This is a genomic window from Frankia alni ACN14a (assembly GCF_000058485.1).
Lineage (GTDB): Bacteria > Actinomycetota > Actinomycetes > Frankiales > Frankiaceae > Frankia > Frankia alni.
The window spans coordinates 815272-829199 of sequence record NC_008278.1; the positions used below are offsets into that span (position 1 = coordinate 815272).

Sequence of the window (13928 nt, forward strand, 5' to 3'; positions counted from 1 at the left end):
ATATCACGACCGGCGCGGGGCCGCCGCTTGGCACCGGTCGGCGCGTCCATGCTGATCTGCTTCTTCGTCGTGGCGCCATGGTGTCGGTCACCCGCGGCACGGGCGCCGGCGGTACCCGTCCCCGGCCGGCCGTCGGCGGTCAGGGCGCCGGGCGCAGCAGGGAGCGTCCGGCGTCGTCGGCGTCCTGCCCCGGCGCCCTCGGATCACGTGCCGGACCCGCGGCGGCCGGACCCGCGGCGGCCGGACCCGCGGCGGCCGGACCCGCGGCCGGGTCGGCGGCCAGCTCCGGGCGGGCGCCGGTGGTGGCCGGGCGGGGCGGCAGCATCGCGAACGCGCCGGTCGCGGCCACGACCAGGGCCACCGCCACGCACAGCAGCACCCGGCCGGGCTCGCCGACGTCCAGGGACCGGGCCAGCAGCACACCACCGCCGGACCCGACGAAGGCGGCCAGGACCGTGACCGCGGCACCGATCGCCCGGTTGCTCAGGAACAGCAGCTGGGCGCAGACCGCCCCGGTGACGGTGGCGGCCGCGGGGCCGAGAACCGCGTGGCCCGCCCGGGCGGTGCCCGCCGCCCAGATCCCGACCGCGCCGACGAGCCCGCCGGCGGTGAGCAGCACAACCAGCATCCCGAGCGGCAAGGACGGCGGCCGGACCACCGTCGGCGCAGCCGGTGGGACGGGAAGATCACCCTCCGCCCGCTCGTCGTCGGCGGCTCCGGCAGGGACCGGTGGTGGCAACGGAGCGGGTGGTGATGGGACCGGTGGCGGTGACGGGGTGGGTGGTGACGGGAGCGGTGGTGGCGACGGGGTGGGTCGCGATGGGGTGGGTCGCGGCGAGGTAGGTGATGGCGGGGTGGGTCGCGACGGGGTAGGTGATGGCGGGGTGGGTCGCGGCGGGGTGGGTCGCGACGGAGTGGGTGGTGGGGTTGGCGGCGGCCCGGGGGGCGCCAACCGGGTCACGTCGTGATCCTCGGGGACGGGTCCGCGACTCTCGGGGTTGCGGTCGCGATTCTCGGCGTCCTGCGCGCCGGGCCCTCGGGGATCAGGTTTCGGCGTCTCGATCGTCAGGGGCGTGATCGGCGGGGGATCGATGATCGGCGGATCGGGCGGTGGGGGATCGGGCGGCGGGGGCGTGATCGTCGGCGGATCGGGCGGCGTTCTTTCGTCGCCGGGGGTCGCGGGCTGGGAGAACCGGCGGGAGAGCAGGCGGACGAGCTCGCCGGCCGCCGGGCGCCGGGCGGGATCCTTCGCCAGGCAGCGGGAGACCGCGTCGAGCAACCGGTCGGGGGTGCCGTCAAGATCCGGTTCGGCCGCCCCGATCCGCAGCGCGACGATCTCCTGGGTCTCACCGCGGAACGGGCGGCGCCCGGTCGCGGCGAACACCACGCAGCAGGCCCAGGCGAAGATGTCCGCGGCGGGGCCCGCGATCTGCCCGTCGAGCTGCTCGGGGGACATCCAGGCGATCGTGCCGACCAGCTCGCCGGCCTGGGTATAGCCGGTGTACTCGGCGGAGCGGGCGACGCCGAAGTCGATGACCTTCGGTCCCGTCCAGGACATCACGATGTTCGCCGGCTTCAGGTCGCGGTGCACCACCCCGGCGTCGTGGATGGCCTCCAGCGCGGCCGCGAGCCCGATCGTGAGGTTGTCGAGATGCCGGTCGACGAGCGGCCCGTGCTCCAACACGGCGGCGTGCAACGTCGGACCCGGCACGTACTCCGTCGCCAGCCAGGGACGCGAGCCCTCCACCTCGGCATTGATCACTCTGGCGACGGTGCTGGCCTGGACGTGCCGCGCGGCTGTGACCTCCGACCGGAACCGCGCGCGGAACTCCGGATCGCTGGCGTACGCCTCGTGCGGCACCTTCACCGCGACCGGCCGATCCTCGTCCGCGAACCCGAGGTAGACGACGCCCATGCCGCCGGCGCCGATGCGGTAGTGCAGGCGGTAGGGCCCCATTATCCGGGGATCGGTGTCGGTCAGTGGTCTCAGCACGGTGTGTCCTCTAGCCCCAGTCTCCGGCGGCCCCGCCTTCGGGCACCATGCGTGTGCGTGTGCGTGTGCCGGTCACGTCAGGTCGTGCCGCAGCTCGGTACCCGCCGGAATTCTCGAAGGTAGTATTCCGCGGCTGCCGGATGCAGCGGTATATAGCAGAAAAGTGGGCCTTCGTAAATGGACAGGGCGTCCGGGATACGCCGGTGGGCGGGGTTGGTGCCCCACAGCGCCGCCTCGTAGTCGCCCTGGTCCCGGTACAGCTCGGCGGTCGCCCGGCGGACCAGCGCCGGATCGGTGTCGGTGCGGGCGATCAGGCCGTTGGGAATCGTGACGGTCTGGATGGGGCGGATCCCCGCGTAGTCCGCGGGGCCCAGGCCGCCGGCGCCGAACACCTCACCGGCGTAGAAGTGCTCCCGGTTGCCGTAGAACGTGTTCCAGTCCTTCGTGATCGGGGCCCGGAACTCGGAAAGATCGAGCAGGCGCAGTCGGGCGCCGGCGCTGATGGCATTCCTGATCTGCCGGGTGCCCGCGCCACCCGCCCAGATGACCGCGTCCACCCGGCCGCCCGACAGCCGCCGCAGTGCGTCGTCGATGGACGAGTCGTCGAGGTCGGGGTGGCAGTTGGGCAGCCCGACGCGCAGCAGGACATCGCCGATCTGGCGGACACCGGAGCCCGGCTGGCCCGCCGCGATGGTCCGGTGACACAGGTCGGCCAGCCTGTCGACCCGCGGGTCGCCGGGCCCGAGCGGGTGGTCCCGGACGATCACGTGCAGCAGGTCGCGGTGCACCGGCCCCAGGGTGCGCAGGCCCGCCACCGGTTGACCGCCGCGGGTCGGGTCGAACTGGTTCACCCCCTCGGTGGCGTCCACGGTGGTGTTGAGCTGGGCGATTGCCAGCCCGCAGTGGGGCGGCTCGGGGGATTCCAGGTCGTAGATGTTCTGCGTCGAACCGGCCGTCTCCACCACGTCCACGTCGAAGTGTTCCGGCGCCGCCTCCAGCCGGGCACGGAGTACCCGGGCAAACTGGTTGTACGGGGAACCGACGCTGCCGGTGAAGATCTGCACGGATTTGCAGGCCGAGCGGCCGGTGGGCGGCCAGCCGTCCGCCGCCGAGGAACGCGCAGATGTCGTGGCGAGGACGACGGCGACGGCGACGGCGAGCACGACGACGCCGCCCGCGGCGGCGCGTTGGCGTCGGGTCAGACGTTGCGGCTGGCGGCCCGCCGGTTGATCCGTCGACACCGGGCGTCCTCCGCTCTGGACTGTTCGCCGCCGACAACCGTGGTCGCGGAATGCGGGAGATCGTAGAGGAAACCTCGTAGCGGGTTCCCGGCCGGGGCGGCGCGATTGTCCGTCCTTCGGTCAGCTTCTCGCCAAACCCTTCCCGGCGGCGATTCTTCTGCGTGCTCGGCTTGTCCGCTGGGCGACATCGGTGCGGTCGACATCGGTGCGGTCGACATCGGTGCGGTCGACATCGGTGCGGTCGGCGTCGGTGCGGTCGGCGTCGGTGCGGGCGGTGCCCGCGGCGGGTCACCCGGCGGGCAACCACAGGTCGACCCCGCCGACGTGCCGGGGCGGGTGGCCGACGAGGCTGGCCAGCAGCGCGCGCAGCTCGGCCGGCCGGCGGGCCGGTCCCAGCACGACGGCGTCCGGCGACAGCCGGTCGTACGCGTCGCGGACCTGGGGTGATCCGGAGACGGCCGCCGCCGTCGTGATGCCGTTGTCGATGTCGATGAGGGCCGAGGTCAGGGCGTCGCCGGGGCCGTGGAACGAGGCTCGGCCGGTCGGCCCCGGCACGGTGCAGTAGCAGCCGGGCATGACGAAGCGGAAGTCCGCCTCGGCCTGCCACAGCATCGCCTGAGCCTGCTGGGGATGCGGGTAGGGGACGACGAGAGCGGTGGCGTCCGCCGGTATCTGCCGCACCCCGTCGCCGGTGAAGAACGGGGGGGTGTGGGCCGGGGTGGTGAGCAACGGAGCCGGCACGAGCATGGCCAACGCCCCCGCGGTCACCAGGGCGGCGCCCGATCGAGCGAGCCGGCCGCGCCATCCATCCGGCCCGCCGGCCCGCCACGATCGCCGCGACCGCCACGACCGGTCGTCGGCCTGATGCCGACCGCGTCCGCCGACGGGGCTGCCCAGGTCCGGGAACGTGCCGTCCGTGGGTGGGACACCCGCCGCGTCGGCCGCGCGCCGGCCTCGGTCCGCCAGCCGGTCCGCCAGCCGGTCCAGACCGACGGCCGTCACGGCGGCCACGCACAGCATCACGTACAGCGCGAACCGTGAGGGCAGGGCGTTGTGGAGCACGGGCACCCGCCCGAGCAGCAGCCAGGGCAGCGGGATCGCCGTGGTGCGACCGTCGACGTGCAGATGGTCGCCCAAGGAGAGGATCGCCATCACCAGGCCGACGGGGGCGAGGATGCCCACGAGCGGGTGGCGCCGCGCGCGGACCGCCGCGGCCAGGGCCAGCAGGATCAGGGGGACACCCAGGTAGCCGCCCACCTCGACGGCGTTGCCGGTGAAGCGCAGGCTGTGCCGCAGGGCGAGATCCGGGGCGATCTCCTGTAGCGGTGTCGGGGTGACGAAGCTCCACAGGTCGGTCACGGCGATGCCGGACGGTTGGATCGAGCCGTGGACCCGCTGCCCGCCGAAGAACTGCACGCCCAGCGGCCAGGCGAGTCCGACGGCGGCGACCAGCCCGGCCGTCGCGAGGCCGCGCAGCACGGGACCCAGCCGCTCGCGGACCACCGCGAGGTTGCGGGCGGCGAGGACCGCGAGCCCGACCGCCGCCGCCAGCGCCGTGGTCGCGAGGATCTCCTCGCCGACGAGGGCCTGAGCGGCGACCGCGAGCCCCAGCAGGATCCCCGTGCGTCGCGGGCTGCGGCCGCGGACGACCAGGTCGTCGAGCAGCAGCAGGACCAGCGGCGGGAACGGAGCGAACGCCAGGTGCAGGTGGCCGTAGGAGCTGCCGATCAGGTAGGGCCCGAAGCCGTAGAGCAGGCCGGCGAGGGTGGCGGGGCCGTCGCGGACCCAGCGGCGCAGTACCCAGAACAGGGCGAGGCCGCTGGCCACGGGGGCGATCGTCAGCAGCACCGTCAGCGTGGTCACGGGACCGCCGAGCAGCGTGATCGGCGCCGCGAGCAGGCCGAGCAGCACCACCGGCGTGCTCCAGAGGATGTTCGCGCCGGTGGGAGAGTTGAGGTGGTGGGTCAGGAACGGGTCGAGTCCGCTGCCGAGCGCGTGCGGCGTCCACCCGAGGAACCAGGAGAACAGGTAGGCGTCATTGCCGCCGTAGGTGACCTTCCCGAGATGGTGCCAACTCGCGCGGAAGATCCAGACGGACAGGGCCAGGTAGCCGAGCGCCACCGCGAGCGGCACCAGCCGCCGCCGGCTGCGGGCGTCCGCCGTGGAGAGGTGCCGCTGCCCGGCGGGCGTGACCGTCGGGTATGCGCCGGCGGCCGCGGACCGCGGGCTGCCGGCCTTCGGAGCTCCCCTGGGTGGGGTTCCGGTACTGCTGATCTCGGAGCTGGTCACGACGGTACCCCCCTCGCGTGCCCCGCGGTCCGACGCGCTGCCCGCACACGTCGGGATGCGTGACGTTGCCGACGATATCCGCCCCGGCTACCTCCATTGGGAGCAAAGCGCACCGGATTCGGTGCGCAGTGTGACCGGCGTTGGTGGGAGTGGTCCCGCAGGAGATACCCGTTAGTGGGAGCGTCCCGACCGGCTGGCGGCACATCGGCCGCGGTGGCGCGTTATCTGACCGGATTCACCCGGCTATCTGATCGATGCCCGTCGCCTCGGACCCGGACGGCGTCCACTCGGCGACGAGGGCGGAAAAAGTGCGATATCTCGCGACGGCGTAGCTGGTGGACACGACGCCGTGGCGGTCGAGCACGGCGACGGGATAGCCGCGTTCCGCGCGGTAACCCCGCTCGCCGATGATGATCCGGCCGCCCAGCCGGACCACGCCGACCACACAGGGCAGCGCGGTCCAGCGAGGCCTGCGCGCTGCGGCGAGGATCTCCGGGGTGCGCCAGGCGTACAGGCCACACAGGCAGTGTTCGTCCGGCACCCGGTGATCGTCCGGCACCCGCTGTTCGTCCGGCAGCCGGCGCTCGTGCGGCCGTCGGTGGTCGTCCGGCACCCGGTGGTGCGCCGGCGGCGGTTCGCCGGCGGCGACCGAATCGGGCCGTTTCGTCCGCAGGCAGCGAGCCTGGGTGATGCCGTCGGCCCGCCACAGGAGCATGCCCGGCGGAAACGGCGACCACGGCGTCCAGGCCGGGCGGAGCTGCCCCTGGCCGTCCACCGCCCACTGGCGCCAGCCGAGCAGGCTCACCCGGGCACCGGCTCCGGTTCCGGCGCGGGGGCAGCCGGGACGGCCGGGATCGTCAACGGCTCGGCATCGGGGAAGCTGATCGGCTCGTCCTCGACGATCCGTTCGGGTTTGCCCACATCACCCACCTGTCCACGGTGACCGCCGGGGCCTGCCGGCGTCAATGGCAACTCGGGACCGGGCGGCCCGCCGCATCGCGGCGTGAGGGTCGGTCTGGCCGCCCCGGACCGGTCGTCCGCTGGTCGGGGGGCCGCGGGGGCGCGGACGCCGGTTGTGCAGGATGGCGCGCCCCAGGGAACGCCGGCCGCGCCGGACGGCACCGACGGGTGTGTCGGGCTAGTCCGACACTGGTGTTCAATGTGGCCTTCGCATAGTCCTGTGGGGTGATGTCGTTGCTGGGCACGTCCGCGGCCGATCGGCTGCCCGATTCCGCGTCACCGAGTCCCGACCGCGCCGATACCGGCACGGCTCTCGCCGACGTCCCGGCCTCGGAGGTCGTTGCGGCTCCCGAGGCCGTCGCGTCGTTGGAGGTCGCTGCGTCGTCGGAGGTCGCTGTGGCTGCCGAGGTCGTCCGGGCTTCTGCGCGTTCCGCCGGGTCGGTCCCGGCGGCCGACCCGTTGGGGGACGGCCCGTACGAGATGGCCGCGACACTGCTGTGGGCCCGCGTGCTCGGGGTCGCCGCCACCGGCCCGCACGACGACGTCGTGGGAGCCCCCGGCGGGGAGGCGGCCGCGGGCGAGCTCGCGGCGATCCTGCGCGACGAGTTCGGGGTGGTCCTGGCGGCGTCGGAGATCGTGGCGGCCCGCACGCCGGCCGGGTTTGCCGCGATCTGGGCCGCCCAGCAGGGTGAGGCGGACCGCCATCCCACCGTGGTGCCACTGACCGCCGCCGCGCCCGGCAGCACCCCGCTGTTCTGCTTCCCCGAGGCCGGCGCACCCGCGATCGCCCTGCTGCCGTTCGCCCGGCACTTCGCCGCGCAACGCCGCGTCTACGGCCTGCAGGCGCACGCCCTCGAACAGCGTGGCATCCCGGACTGGTCGGTGGCGGCCGCGGCCCGCCGGCACGTGGCCGAGCTCCGCCTGCTGCAGCCGACCGGCCCGTACCTGCTGGTGGGGCACTCGTTCGGCGGTCTGATCGCACTCGAGGTCGCCCGGCTGCTGCGGCGGGCGGGCCACGAGGTGGGCCTGCTGGCGTTGATCGACACCTACCTGCCGGGCACCGCCCGGCTGACCCGCACCGGCGCGATCATCCCGACGAGCCAGTTGGAGGGCCGGCACCCGGACCGGCCGGCCGACATCCCGAGTTCGGCCGGCCCCGGGCCGCTCGCCGCCGACGAGGGCCCCGCGCTGAGCCCGCGGGTGGTGGCCGACCGGCTGCGGCAGCTCGTCGAGCTCCCGCTCGCCGGTGTCGTCCGCTTCCGCGGGACGCACCGCTACGACATCTTCCACAACCAGGGCCGCATCCTCACGATGACCTATCGCCCGCACACCTACGAGGGGCGCACGGTCGTCTGGCTCGCCGACGACCACGACGAGATCGAGGCCTGGCGCGGAGTGCTCACCGGTCCCGCGTCGCTGCGGCGCATTCCCGGGGACCACCGGGCGGTCCTGCGCCAGCCTCTGCTCGCCGAGGTGGTCGCCGGTCTGCGGGCGGAGCTCGCCGCCGTACCGGGCATCGACACCGCCGGCCACTGAGCGCCCGCCGAGGTGCTCGCTTCGGCTACGGTGATCCACGCCGGGGACGGGATCGCGCCGGGACGGTGTCCCACGGCGGCCGAGGTGTCCCACGGCGGCGAAGGTGACCCACGGCGGCGAAGGTGACCCACGGCGGCGAAGGTGACCCACGGCGGCGAAGGTGACCCACGGCGGCGAAGGTGACCCACGTCGCTCGCCTGGAGCCCACTATGGAAGCGGGGGCTCGGGTGTCGACGGAATCCGGGCCGGGATGGAGAGCTGATGAAGGTCCGGATCGGCATTGGCTTCGGCAGTGTGGCGCCGGCCGGGTTCGCGGCCCTGGTGGACCGGCTGGAGAAGCTCGAGATCGACTCGCTGTGGCTGTCCGAGCAGCTCTCCACCCCCGCCGTGGACCCGCTCGCCGGGATGGCCTTCGCCCTGGGCCGCACCAGCCGGCTGAAGGTCGGCACCGGGGTGTCGGTGCTGCCGGGCCGCAATCCGGTGCTGCTCGCCAAGCAGTTGGCCTCGCTGGCGCTGCTCGCCCCGCGCCGGGTGCTGCCGGTGCTCGGCCTTGCCCCGGGTCGGCCGGGCGACCGGCCCGCCTACCCGCTCCCGCCGGGGCGGACCGAGGCCCGGGCCGCGCCGACGGCGGGCCACGGCGAGTCGCGGGCCGCGGGGACACCGGGGACCGTGGGCCGCCGTGGCGAGGTGTTCGACGAGGCGCTGGAGGTGCTGCGCCGGCTGCTGCGCGAGCCACGGGTGACCTTCCACGGCCGGTTCTTCGACTTCACCGACGTCGGCATCGGGGAGCTGCCCACCCGACCGCTGGACATCTGGCTCGGCGGCGCGGCCCCGGCCGCCCTGCGCCGGATCGGCCGCTTCGGCGACGGCTGGCTGGCAAGTCTGGTCAGCCCCGAGCAGGCGGCGGCCGGCATCACCGAGATCAACGCGGCCGCCGCGGCCGCGGGCCGGCGGATCGACGACGATCACTTCGGGCTGAGCCTGCGCGTCGCTTTCGCGCCACCATCCGCGGAATCGCTGGCGGCACTGCGGGGGCGCTACCCCGACGTCGATCCAGCGCGGCTCCTGCCGGTCGGGTGGGCCGCGGCGCGGGAGCTGATCGGCGAGTACCTCGCGGTGGGGGTGAGCAAGTTCGTCATCCATCCGATGACGACGCCGGACGGCTGGCCGAGCTTCCTCGATTCCTTCGCGGCCGAACTGATGCCACTGGAGAATCATCCGGAGAATTGAGGCCGCCGGAGAACTGACGCCGTCCCGAGGCCGCGACGTCATCCGGGGGTTGCGACGTCATCCGGGGACCGCGACATCATCCGGGGACCGCGACATCATCCGGGGACCGCGACATCATCCGGAAAATGCGACTCAGTCCGGAGAACGGACTCGGTACCGAGAACGCGAGACCGTCCGGAGGGCGGCGAGCCCGGAGAACCACGTCCGCGGAGAACCACGTCCACGGACGATCCGGGCTTGCCGGACAACCCGGGCGCCTCGTGGTCCGGCCGGCGGTTACCGGCCGGACTCCGATCGGCGGTACACGAACGGTTGACGGAGACGATCCTCCGGGCGCCGCATCACGTGTCGCGCTGCATCACGTGATGCTGAATCCGCCGTCCACCACGAGCGTCTGCCCGGTGACGAAACTGCCGGCGTCCGAGGCCAGGAAGAGCAACGCGGCGGTCAGTTCCGCCGGCTCCCCGAAGCGACCGTCCAGGACCCGCGTCAACTGCGTCTCTATGTAGCCGGGCCGGTACTCGTCCGTCATCTCGCTGCGGAAGAAGCCGGGGGCGAGAGCGTTCACCCGAATGCCCTGGCGACCGGTCCACTGCTGGGCCAGATCCCGGGTGAGCCCGATCAGTCCGGCCTTGCTGGCCGTGTAGGCGGCCTGTGGCAGCCCGGCGGTCGTCAGGCCCAGCACGCTGGAGATGTTGACGATGCTGCTGCCCGGCCGCATCACCCGGGCGGCGGCCTGCGCCATCCAGTAACAGCCGCTGAGGTTGACGTCCAGGACGGTGCGGAACTGCTCGGGCGTCTCCTTCAGGGCCGGCACGGCCGTCCCGATCCCGGCGTTGTTGACCAGCACGTCCACCCGGCCGAACGCCTCCATCGCGGCCGCCGCGACCCGCTCGGCGCCGGCCGGGTCGGCCACGTCGACGGCGACGGCCAGCGCCCGCCGGCCGGCCGCCTCCACCAGCTTCGCGGTGGCCTCGAGCCGTTCGACCCGCCGGGCGCCGAGGACCACGTCCGCGCCGGCCTCGGCGAGACCGCGGGCGAAGTCCACCCCGAGACCGGAGGACGCCCCGGTGACGATCGCGACGCGACCGTCCAGCCGGAACCGGTCCAACACCGACATCTGCAGCTCCTTTGCGCCGAGGTTGCCACCGCCGTGCCGGCGGCGGTCGTCACGCCATCCGTGGCCCGTCGGTGCGGACCCGCCGCGAACCGCCGGCGGACCCGGTCCCGCCATGGTGGAAGCGTCGCAGGTGAGGCCCACCGACGCGCCGGGAGTACCGGAGGTGATCGCCTGCGTCTCCTGGGTCACGACCGGCCGGTTCGGCCCACTGGTGGGAGCACTCCAGGGCCCATGGGTACCGCGAAGGTCTTCCCCTTTCCGGTCTCGCCCGCCACAATCAACCGGGAACGGTGAGCGGCTGACGGGTGGTGCGGATCCGGCATCTGGCGGTATTAGCCCGCCGGAGCGGCCGGCGTCGTGCCCAAACGCGATCCGGAACAGATGATCTGCGGGTAGAGGGGGTACTGACGATGAGTCGGTTACCCCGACATCGCAGGCCGTGAAGCGAGACAATCCCGTTCACACCGACAGTCGATCGACGACGCTGGGAAAGCCTCGCGGGAGGAAACGTGGAACGGGCAGAGCGAACGGAAGTCACTCCCCGGGTTCGGACCGAACGCCATGTGGTGGTCGGCGTTCGCTTCGGGGACCTGTCGGATATGGCTGATGTATTGCTGGCCGCCGACCTCGCCGCGCGGCTGGACGCCGATCTCGTGCTCATCGCGACGATGGATCGCTGGTCCCGCTGGGCGAGGTGGACCGCGGGGGTGTACTGCGCCTTCGGCGTCGAGACGGTCATGTGCGCCGCGCGGATCGCCGAGGAGGAGACCCGTGAGGAGCTCCAACGCCGGCTGCGTTCACTGCTCGACCTCGTCGGCGTCGACTGGAGCGTCCAGTGGGCCACCGGCTCCCCTCGGCGGGCCGCCGTGCGCTACACCCGCCGCCACCCTGACGCGATGGTGATCCTGCGCCCCGAGCGCGCCCGCTGAGCCGGCTCGGCACGCCGGTTCGGCACCTGAGCCCACCGCGGCGTCGGCGGCCCGGTCGCCGCCCACCGCTCACGTCCAGCACGGCGCCGGTCACGTAGGACGCCGCCGCCGTGCAGAGCCAGGCCACCGCGGCCGCCACCTCGTCGGCCCGGCCCGGCCGGCCCAGTGGCACGGTCGCGCCCAGCCGCCGCGCCCGATCCGGATCCCCGCCCGAGGCGTGGATCTCGGTGTCGATGTATCCCGGGCGAACGCCGTTCACCCGGATCCCCTCCGCGGCGACCTCCTGGGCGAGCCCCAGCGTCATCGTGTCGAGGGCCGCCTTGCTCGCCGCGTAGTCGACGTACGTCCCCGGGCTGCCGATGCGCGCGGCCGCGGAGGAGACGTTCACGATCGAGCCGCCCGGCCCGCCGTGGCGCGTCGACATCCGGCGCACCGCGGCCCCCGCGCACAGGAAGGCGGCGGTGATGTTGACGGTGAACATCGTGTGCAGCCGCGCGTGGTCCATCTCGTCGATCCTGGCCGCGGGGGCGACCACGCCCGCGTTGTTGACCAGGGCCGTCACCGGGCCGAGCCGGTCCGCGGCGGCGAACAGGTCGGTGACGGCGCTGGGGTGCGCGAGGTCGGCGGCGGCCGACGCCGCGGTGACGCCGAGGTCCCGGCACGCCCCCACCACCCGCTCGGCGGCGGCGGAGTCGCTGCGGTAACCCACGCAGACGTCCCAGCCGAGTCGGGCGAGCGCGACCGAGCAGGCCGCCCCGATGCCGCGGCCACCCCCCGTGACGACCGCCACGCCGCGCGTCCGCAGTTCCGACATGTCGATCACTCCTCGTGCTTGTCGATGGACTACCAGGCCCCGGCCGTCTGCTCGCCGCCCGACGAGGCCGTGGGAGGTCGGAAGTCTCGTGGTCCGGTAGTCCCCCCGCCGGACAGGGGAGCTACCACTACTGCGCCCGAGCGTGGAACATCCGACACTGACGGTGTCAAATCACGGTGGAGCCGTCACACGGCCCCTCTCCGGCGCGTCCCTCAGGTGGGTCGGTGTCGTGACGTGACCGGCTCCGTCGTGGCGCGATCGTTCCTGCGACAGATGTCTGACAGCGCATATCGCGTGGCGTGAACGCGGTTCGAAGGAGCACAGTCGTCATCGACACGGTGACCGGTGGGGTCGCGCCGGCCGATGGTCTGCCCGTAGCTGCGGGGCATACCGGGCGCTTCGCGATGGTTGTCGGTCTCGTGCGGGTGGCGGGTCCGGTGTGGCCGGGGGTTGGGCCGACCATCCACCGCGGATCGATCGGCGTGGCGCGTGTGGTGGCCGCGGGACGTTGGGAGGAACACCGATGAGCTGGGCCCCATCCACGGACTCGGCCGACGGCCGCCGTCCGGCGGTCAGCTCGCCCCTGGTCCGGCACGGTCTGGGGACGCTGGGCAGCCCGCCGCCGCGAACCTCCAGCGCGCCGTCCGACCAGCTCGGCGGGATCGACCCGGGCGCCCGCGCGCCGACGGGGCCGCTCGTCCGGGCGCGCCGGGTGGCCGGGGCGGTGGCCTACGCCGTCAGCCAGCTCCTGCTCATCGCCGTGCTCTACGGGACGTACAGCTTCAGCCGCCACCTGGCCAGTGGCCGGGAACCGGCGGCGCTGGCCGCGGCGAAGGACGTCTGGCGGCTCGAACGATTCCTGCACCTGCCCAGCGAGGTCGCCGTCCAGCGGCTGGCACTGCACTCGCACCTGCTGATCCGGGCCGCGGACTGGTTCTACATCCTGGTTCACTTTCCCTCGGTCATCATGCTGCTGCTGTGGGTGTTCATTCGGCATCGCCGGCACTGGACGCGTGTCCGCAACGTACTGATCATGACCACGGGTCTGGCGCTGATCATCCATCTGCTGTACCCGTTGGCGCCGCCGCGTTTCCTGCCGTCGGTGCTGCACGTGCCGCTCGTCGACACCGGCGCGGTCTACGGCCCCTCGCCCTACGGGGAGGGCAGCGGCGGCATCGCCAACGAGTACGCGGCGATGCCGAGCCTGCACGTCGGGTGGTCGCTGCTCGAGGCCTGGGCGGTGATCACGATCCTGCACCACCGCGCCCGCTGGCTGATGGTGCTGCATCCGGTCCTCACCATCATGGTGGTGGTCGTCACCGCCAACCACTACTGGCTCGACGGCATCGTGGGCTCCTCGCTCGTGGTGCTCTCGATCGTCGTGCTCGACCAGGCCAACCGCGCCTGGGCCCGGCGCGGGCTGAACCGGCACGAGACACCCCTGCGGATCCCCGCACCGGCACCGTCATCGGACGGGCCGGCGCTGGCCGTGAAGGCACCAGCCGTACCAGCACCAGCGGTACCGGCTCCAGCCCTACCGGCTCCAGCCCTACCGGCTCCAGCCCTACCGGCTCCAGCCATACCGGCACCAGCCCTACCAGCATCGGCCGTGAAGTCGTCAGCCGTGTCGGCGTCAGCCGTGTCGGCGTCGGCCGTGTCGCCGGACCGGCCGGCAGCACCGCCGGAGGCGCGGTCGGTGCCGCACGCGCGTCCGGAGCCCGGCGGTGGGACAGGGCCGTAGCCAGGAGGGGCGGGACAGGGCCGTGGCCAGGGGTAGATAGAGCGGTGGGAGCACCGCGACCGGCGGGCGCACGGA

10 protein-coding genes and 1 pseudogene are annotated in these 13928 nt (G+C 73.4%); 4 read left to right on the top strand and 7 right to left on the bottom strand.

From position 1 onward, the window contains the following. Nucleotides 1–139: 139 nt before the first annotated feature. The 5 genes from FRAAL_RS03250 to FRAAL_RS35500 form a co-directional block, all read right to left on the bottom strand. Nucleotides 140–1993: a serine/threonine-protein kinase gene (locus tag FRAAL_RS03250; RefSeq protein ID WP_011601994.1), complete on the bottom strand. Its 1854-nt coding sequence runs from the start codon at nucleotides 1991–1993 to the stop codon at nucleotides 140–142. Nucleotides 1994–2070: 77 nt separating this feature from the next. Next, entirely contained in the window at nucleotides 2071–3234 is a 1164-nt protein-coding gene (locus FRAAL_RS03255) for a TAXI family TRAP transporter solute-binding subunit (protein ID WP_041938764.1), read from the bottom strand. 288 nt (nucleotides 3235–3522) lie between these two features. Beyond that, the gene (locus FRAAL_RS03260; RefSeq protein ID WP_011601996.1) at nucleotides 3523–5523 is read right to left on the bottom strand and encodes a hypothetical protein; all 2001 of its coding nucleotides are present in this window, start codon (nucleotides 5521–5523) and stop codon (nucleotides 3523–3525) included. Nucleotides 5524–5758: 235 nt separating this feature from the next. Beyond that, nucleotides 5759–6328, bottom strand: coding sequence for a hypothetical protein (locus tag FRAAL_RS03265; RefSeq protein ID WP_011601998.1), 570 nt, complete (start codon nucleotides 6326–6328; stop codon nucleotides 5759–5761). Then, nucleotides 6325–6453 carry a hypothetical protein gene (locus FRAAL_RS35500; RefSeq protein ID WP_256804795.1) on the bottom strand — a complete coding sequence of 43 codons (129 nt, stop codon included), beginning with the start codon at nucleotides 6451–6453 and terminating at the stop codon, nucleotides 6325–6327. The genes FRAAL_RS03265 and FRAAL_RS35500 overlap by 4 nt, the downstream gene beginning before the upstream one ends. Before the next feature lie 258 nt (nucleotides 6454–6711). Here FRAAL_RS35500 and FRAAL_RS03270 point away from each other — a divergent pair, with 258 nt between their 5' ends. Continuing rightward, nucleotides 6712–8019 (top strand): thioesterase domain-containing protein, encoded by a 1308-nt coding sequence (locus tag FRAAL_RS03270; RefSeq protein WP_050996995.1) that lies wholly within the window; start codon nucleotides 6712–6714, stop codon nucleotides 8017–8019. 261 nt (nucleotides 8020–8280) lie between these two features. After that, nucleotides 8281–9249 carry a TIGR03854 family LLM class F420-dependent oxidoreductase gene (locus FRAAL_RS03275; protein WP_011602001.1) on the top strand — a complete coding sequence of 323 codons (969 nt, stop codon included), beginning with the start codon at nucleotides 8281–8283 and terminating at the stop codon, nucleotides 9247–9249. Nucleotides 9250–9607: 358 nt separating this feature from the next. Here the strand turns inward: FRAAL_RS03275 and FRAAL_RS03280 are convergent, their stop codons facing one another. Continuing rightward, entirely contained in the window at nucleotides 9608–10369 is a 762-nt protein-coding gene (locus tag FRAAL_RS03280) for an SDR family NAD(P)-dependent oxidoreductase (protein WP_041940124.1), read from the bottom strand. 599 nt (nucleotides 10370–10968) lie between these two features. Between FRAAL_RS03280 and FRAAL_RS03285 the strand changes: the two genes are divergently transcribed. After that, nucleotides 10969–11298 (top strand): hypothetical protein, encoded by a 330-nt coding sequence (locus FRAAL_RS03285; protein WP_011602003.1) that lies wholly within the window; start codon nucleotides 10969–10971, stop codon nucleotides 11296–11298. A gap of 121 nt (nucleotides 11299–11419) precedes the next feature. Here the strand turns inward: FRAAL_RS03285 and FRAAL_RS31270 are convergent. Further along, nucleotides 11420–12112, bottom strand: a pseudogene (locus FRAAL_RS31270) (SDR family NAD(P)-dependent oxidoreductase); the annotation flags it as partial. Between the two features lie 523 nt (nucleotides 12113–12635). Here FRAAL_RS31270 and FRAAL_RS03300 point away from each other — a divergent pair. Continuing rightward, entirely contained in the window at nucleotides 12636–13853 is a 1218-nt protein-coding gene (locus tag FRAAL_RS03300) for a phosphatase PAP2 family protein (protein WP_157891973.1), read from the top strand. Nucleotides 13854–13928: the final 75 nt, after the last annotated feature.

Excerpts from the sequence above, each read along its gene's own strand:
- FRAAL_RS03285 (WP_011602003.1), top strand. The coding sequence starts at position 10,969 with ATGGCTGATGTATTGCTGGCCGCCGACCTCGCCGCGCGGCTGGACGCC.
- FRAAL_RS03275 (WP_011602001.1), top strand. The coding sequence starts at position 8,281 with ATGAAGGTCCGGATCGGCATTGGCTTCGGCAGTGTGGCGCCGGCCGGG.
- FRAAL_RS03280 (WP_041940124.1), bottom strand. The coding sequence starts at position 10,369 with ATGTCGGTGTTGGACCGGTTCCGGCTGGACGGTCGCGTCGCGATCGTC.
- FRAAL_RS03300 (WP_157891973.1), top strand. The coding sequence starts at position 12,636 with ATGAGCTGGGCCCCATCCACGGACTCGGCCGACGGCCGCCGTCCGGCG.
- FRAAL_RS03270 (WP_050996995.1), top strand. The coding sequence starts at position 6,712 with ATGTCGTTGCTGGGCACGTCCGCGGCCGATCGGCTGCCCGATTCCGCG.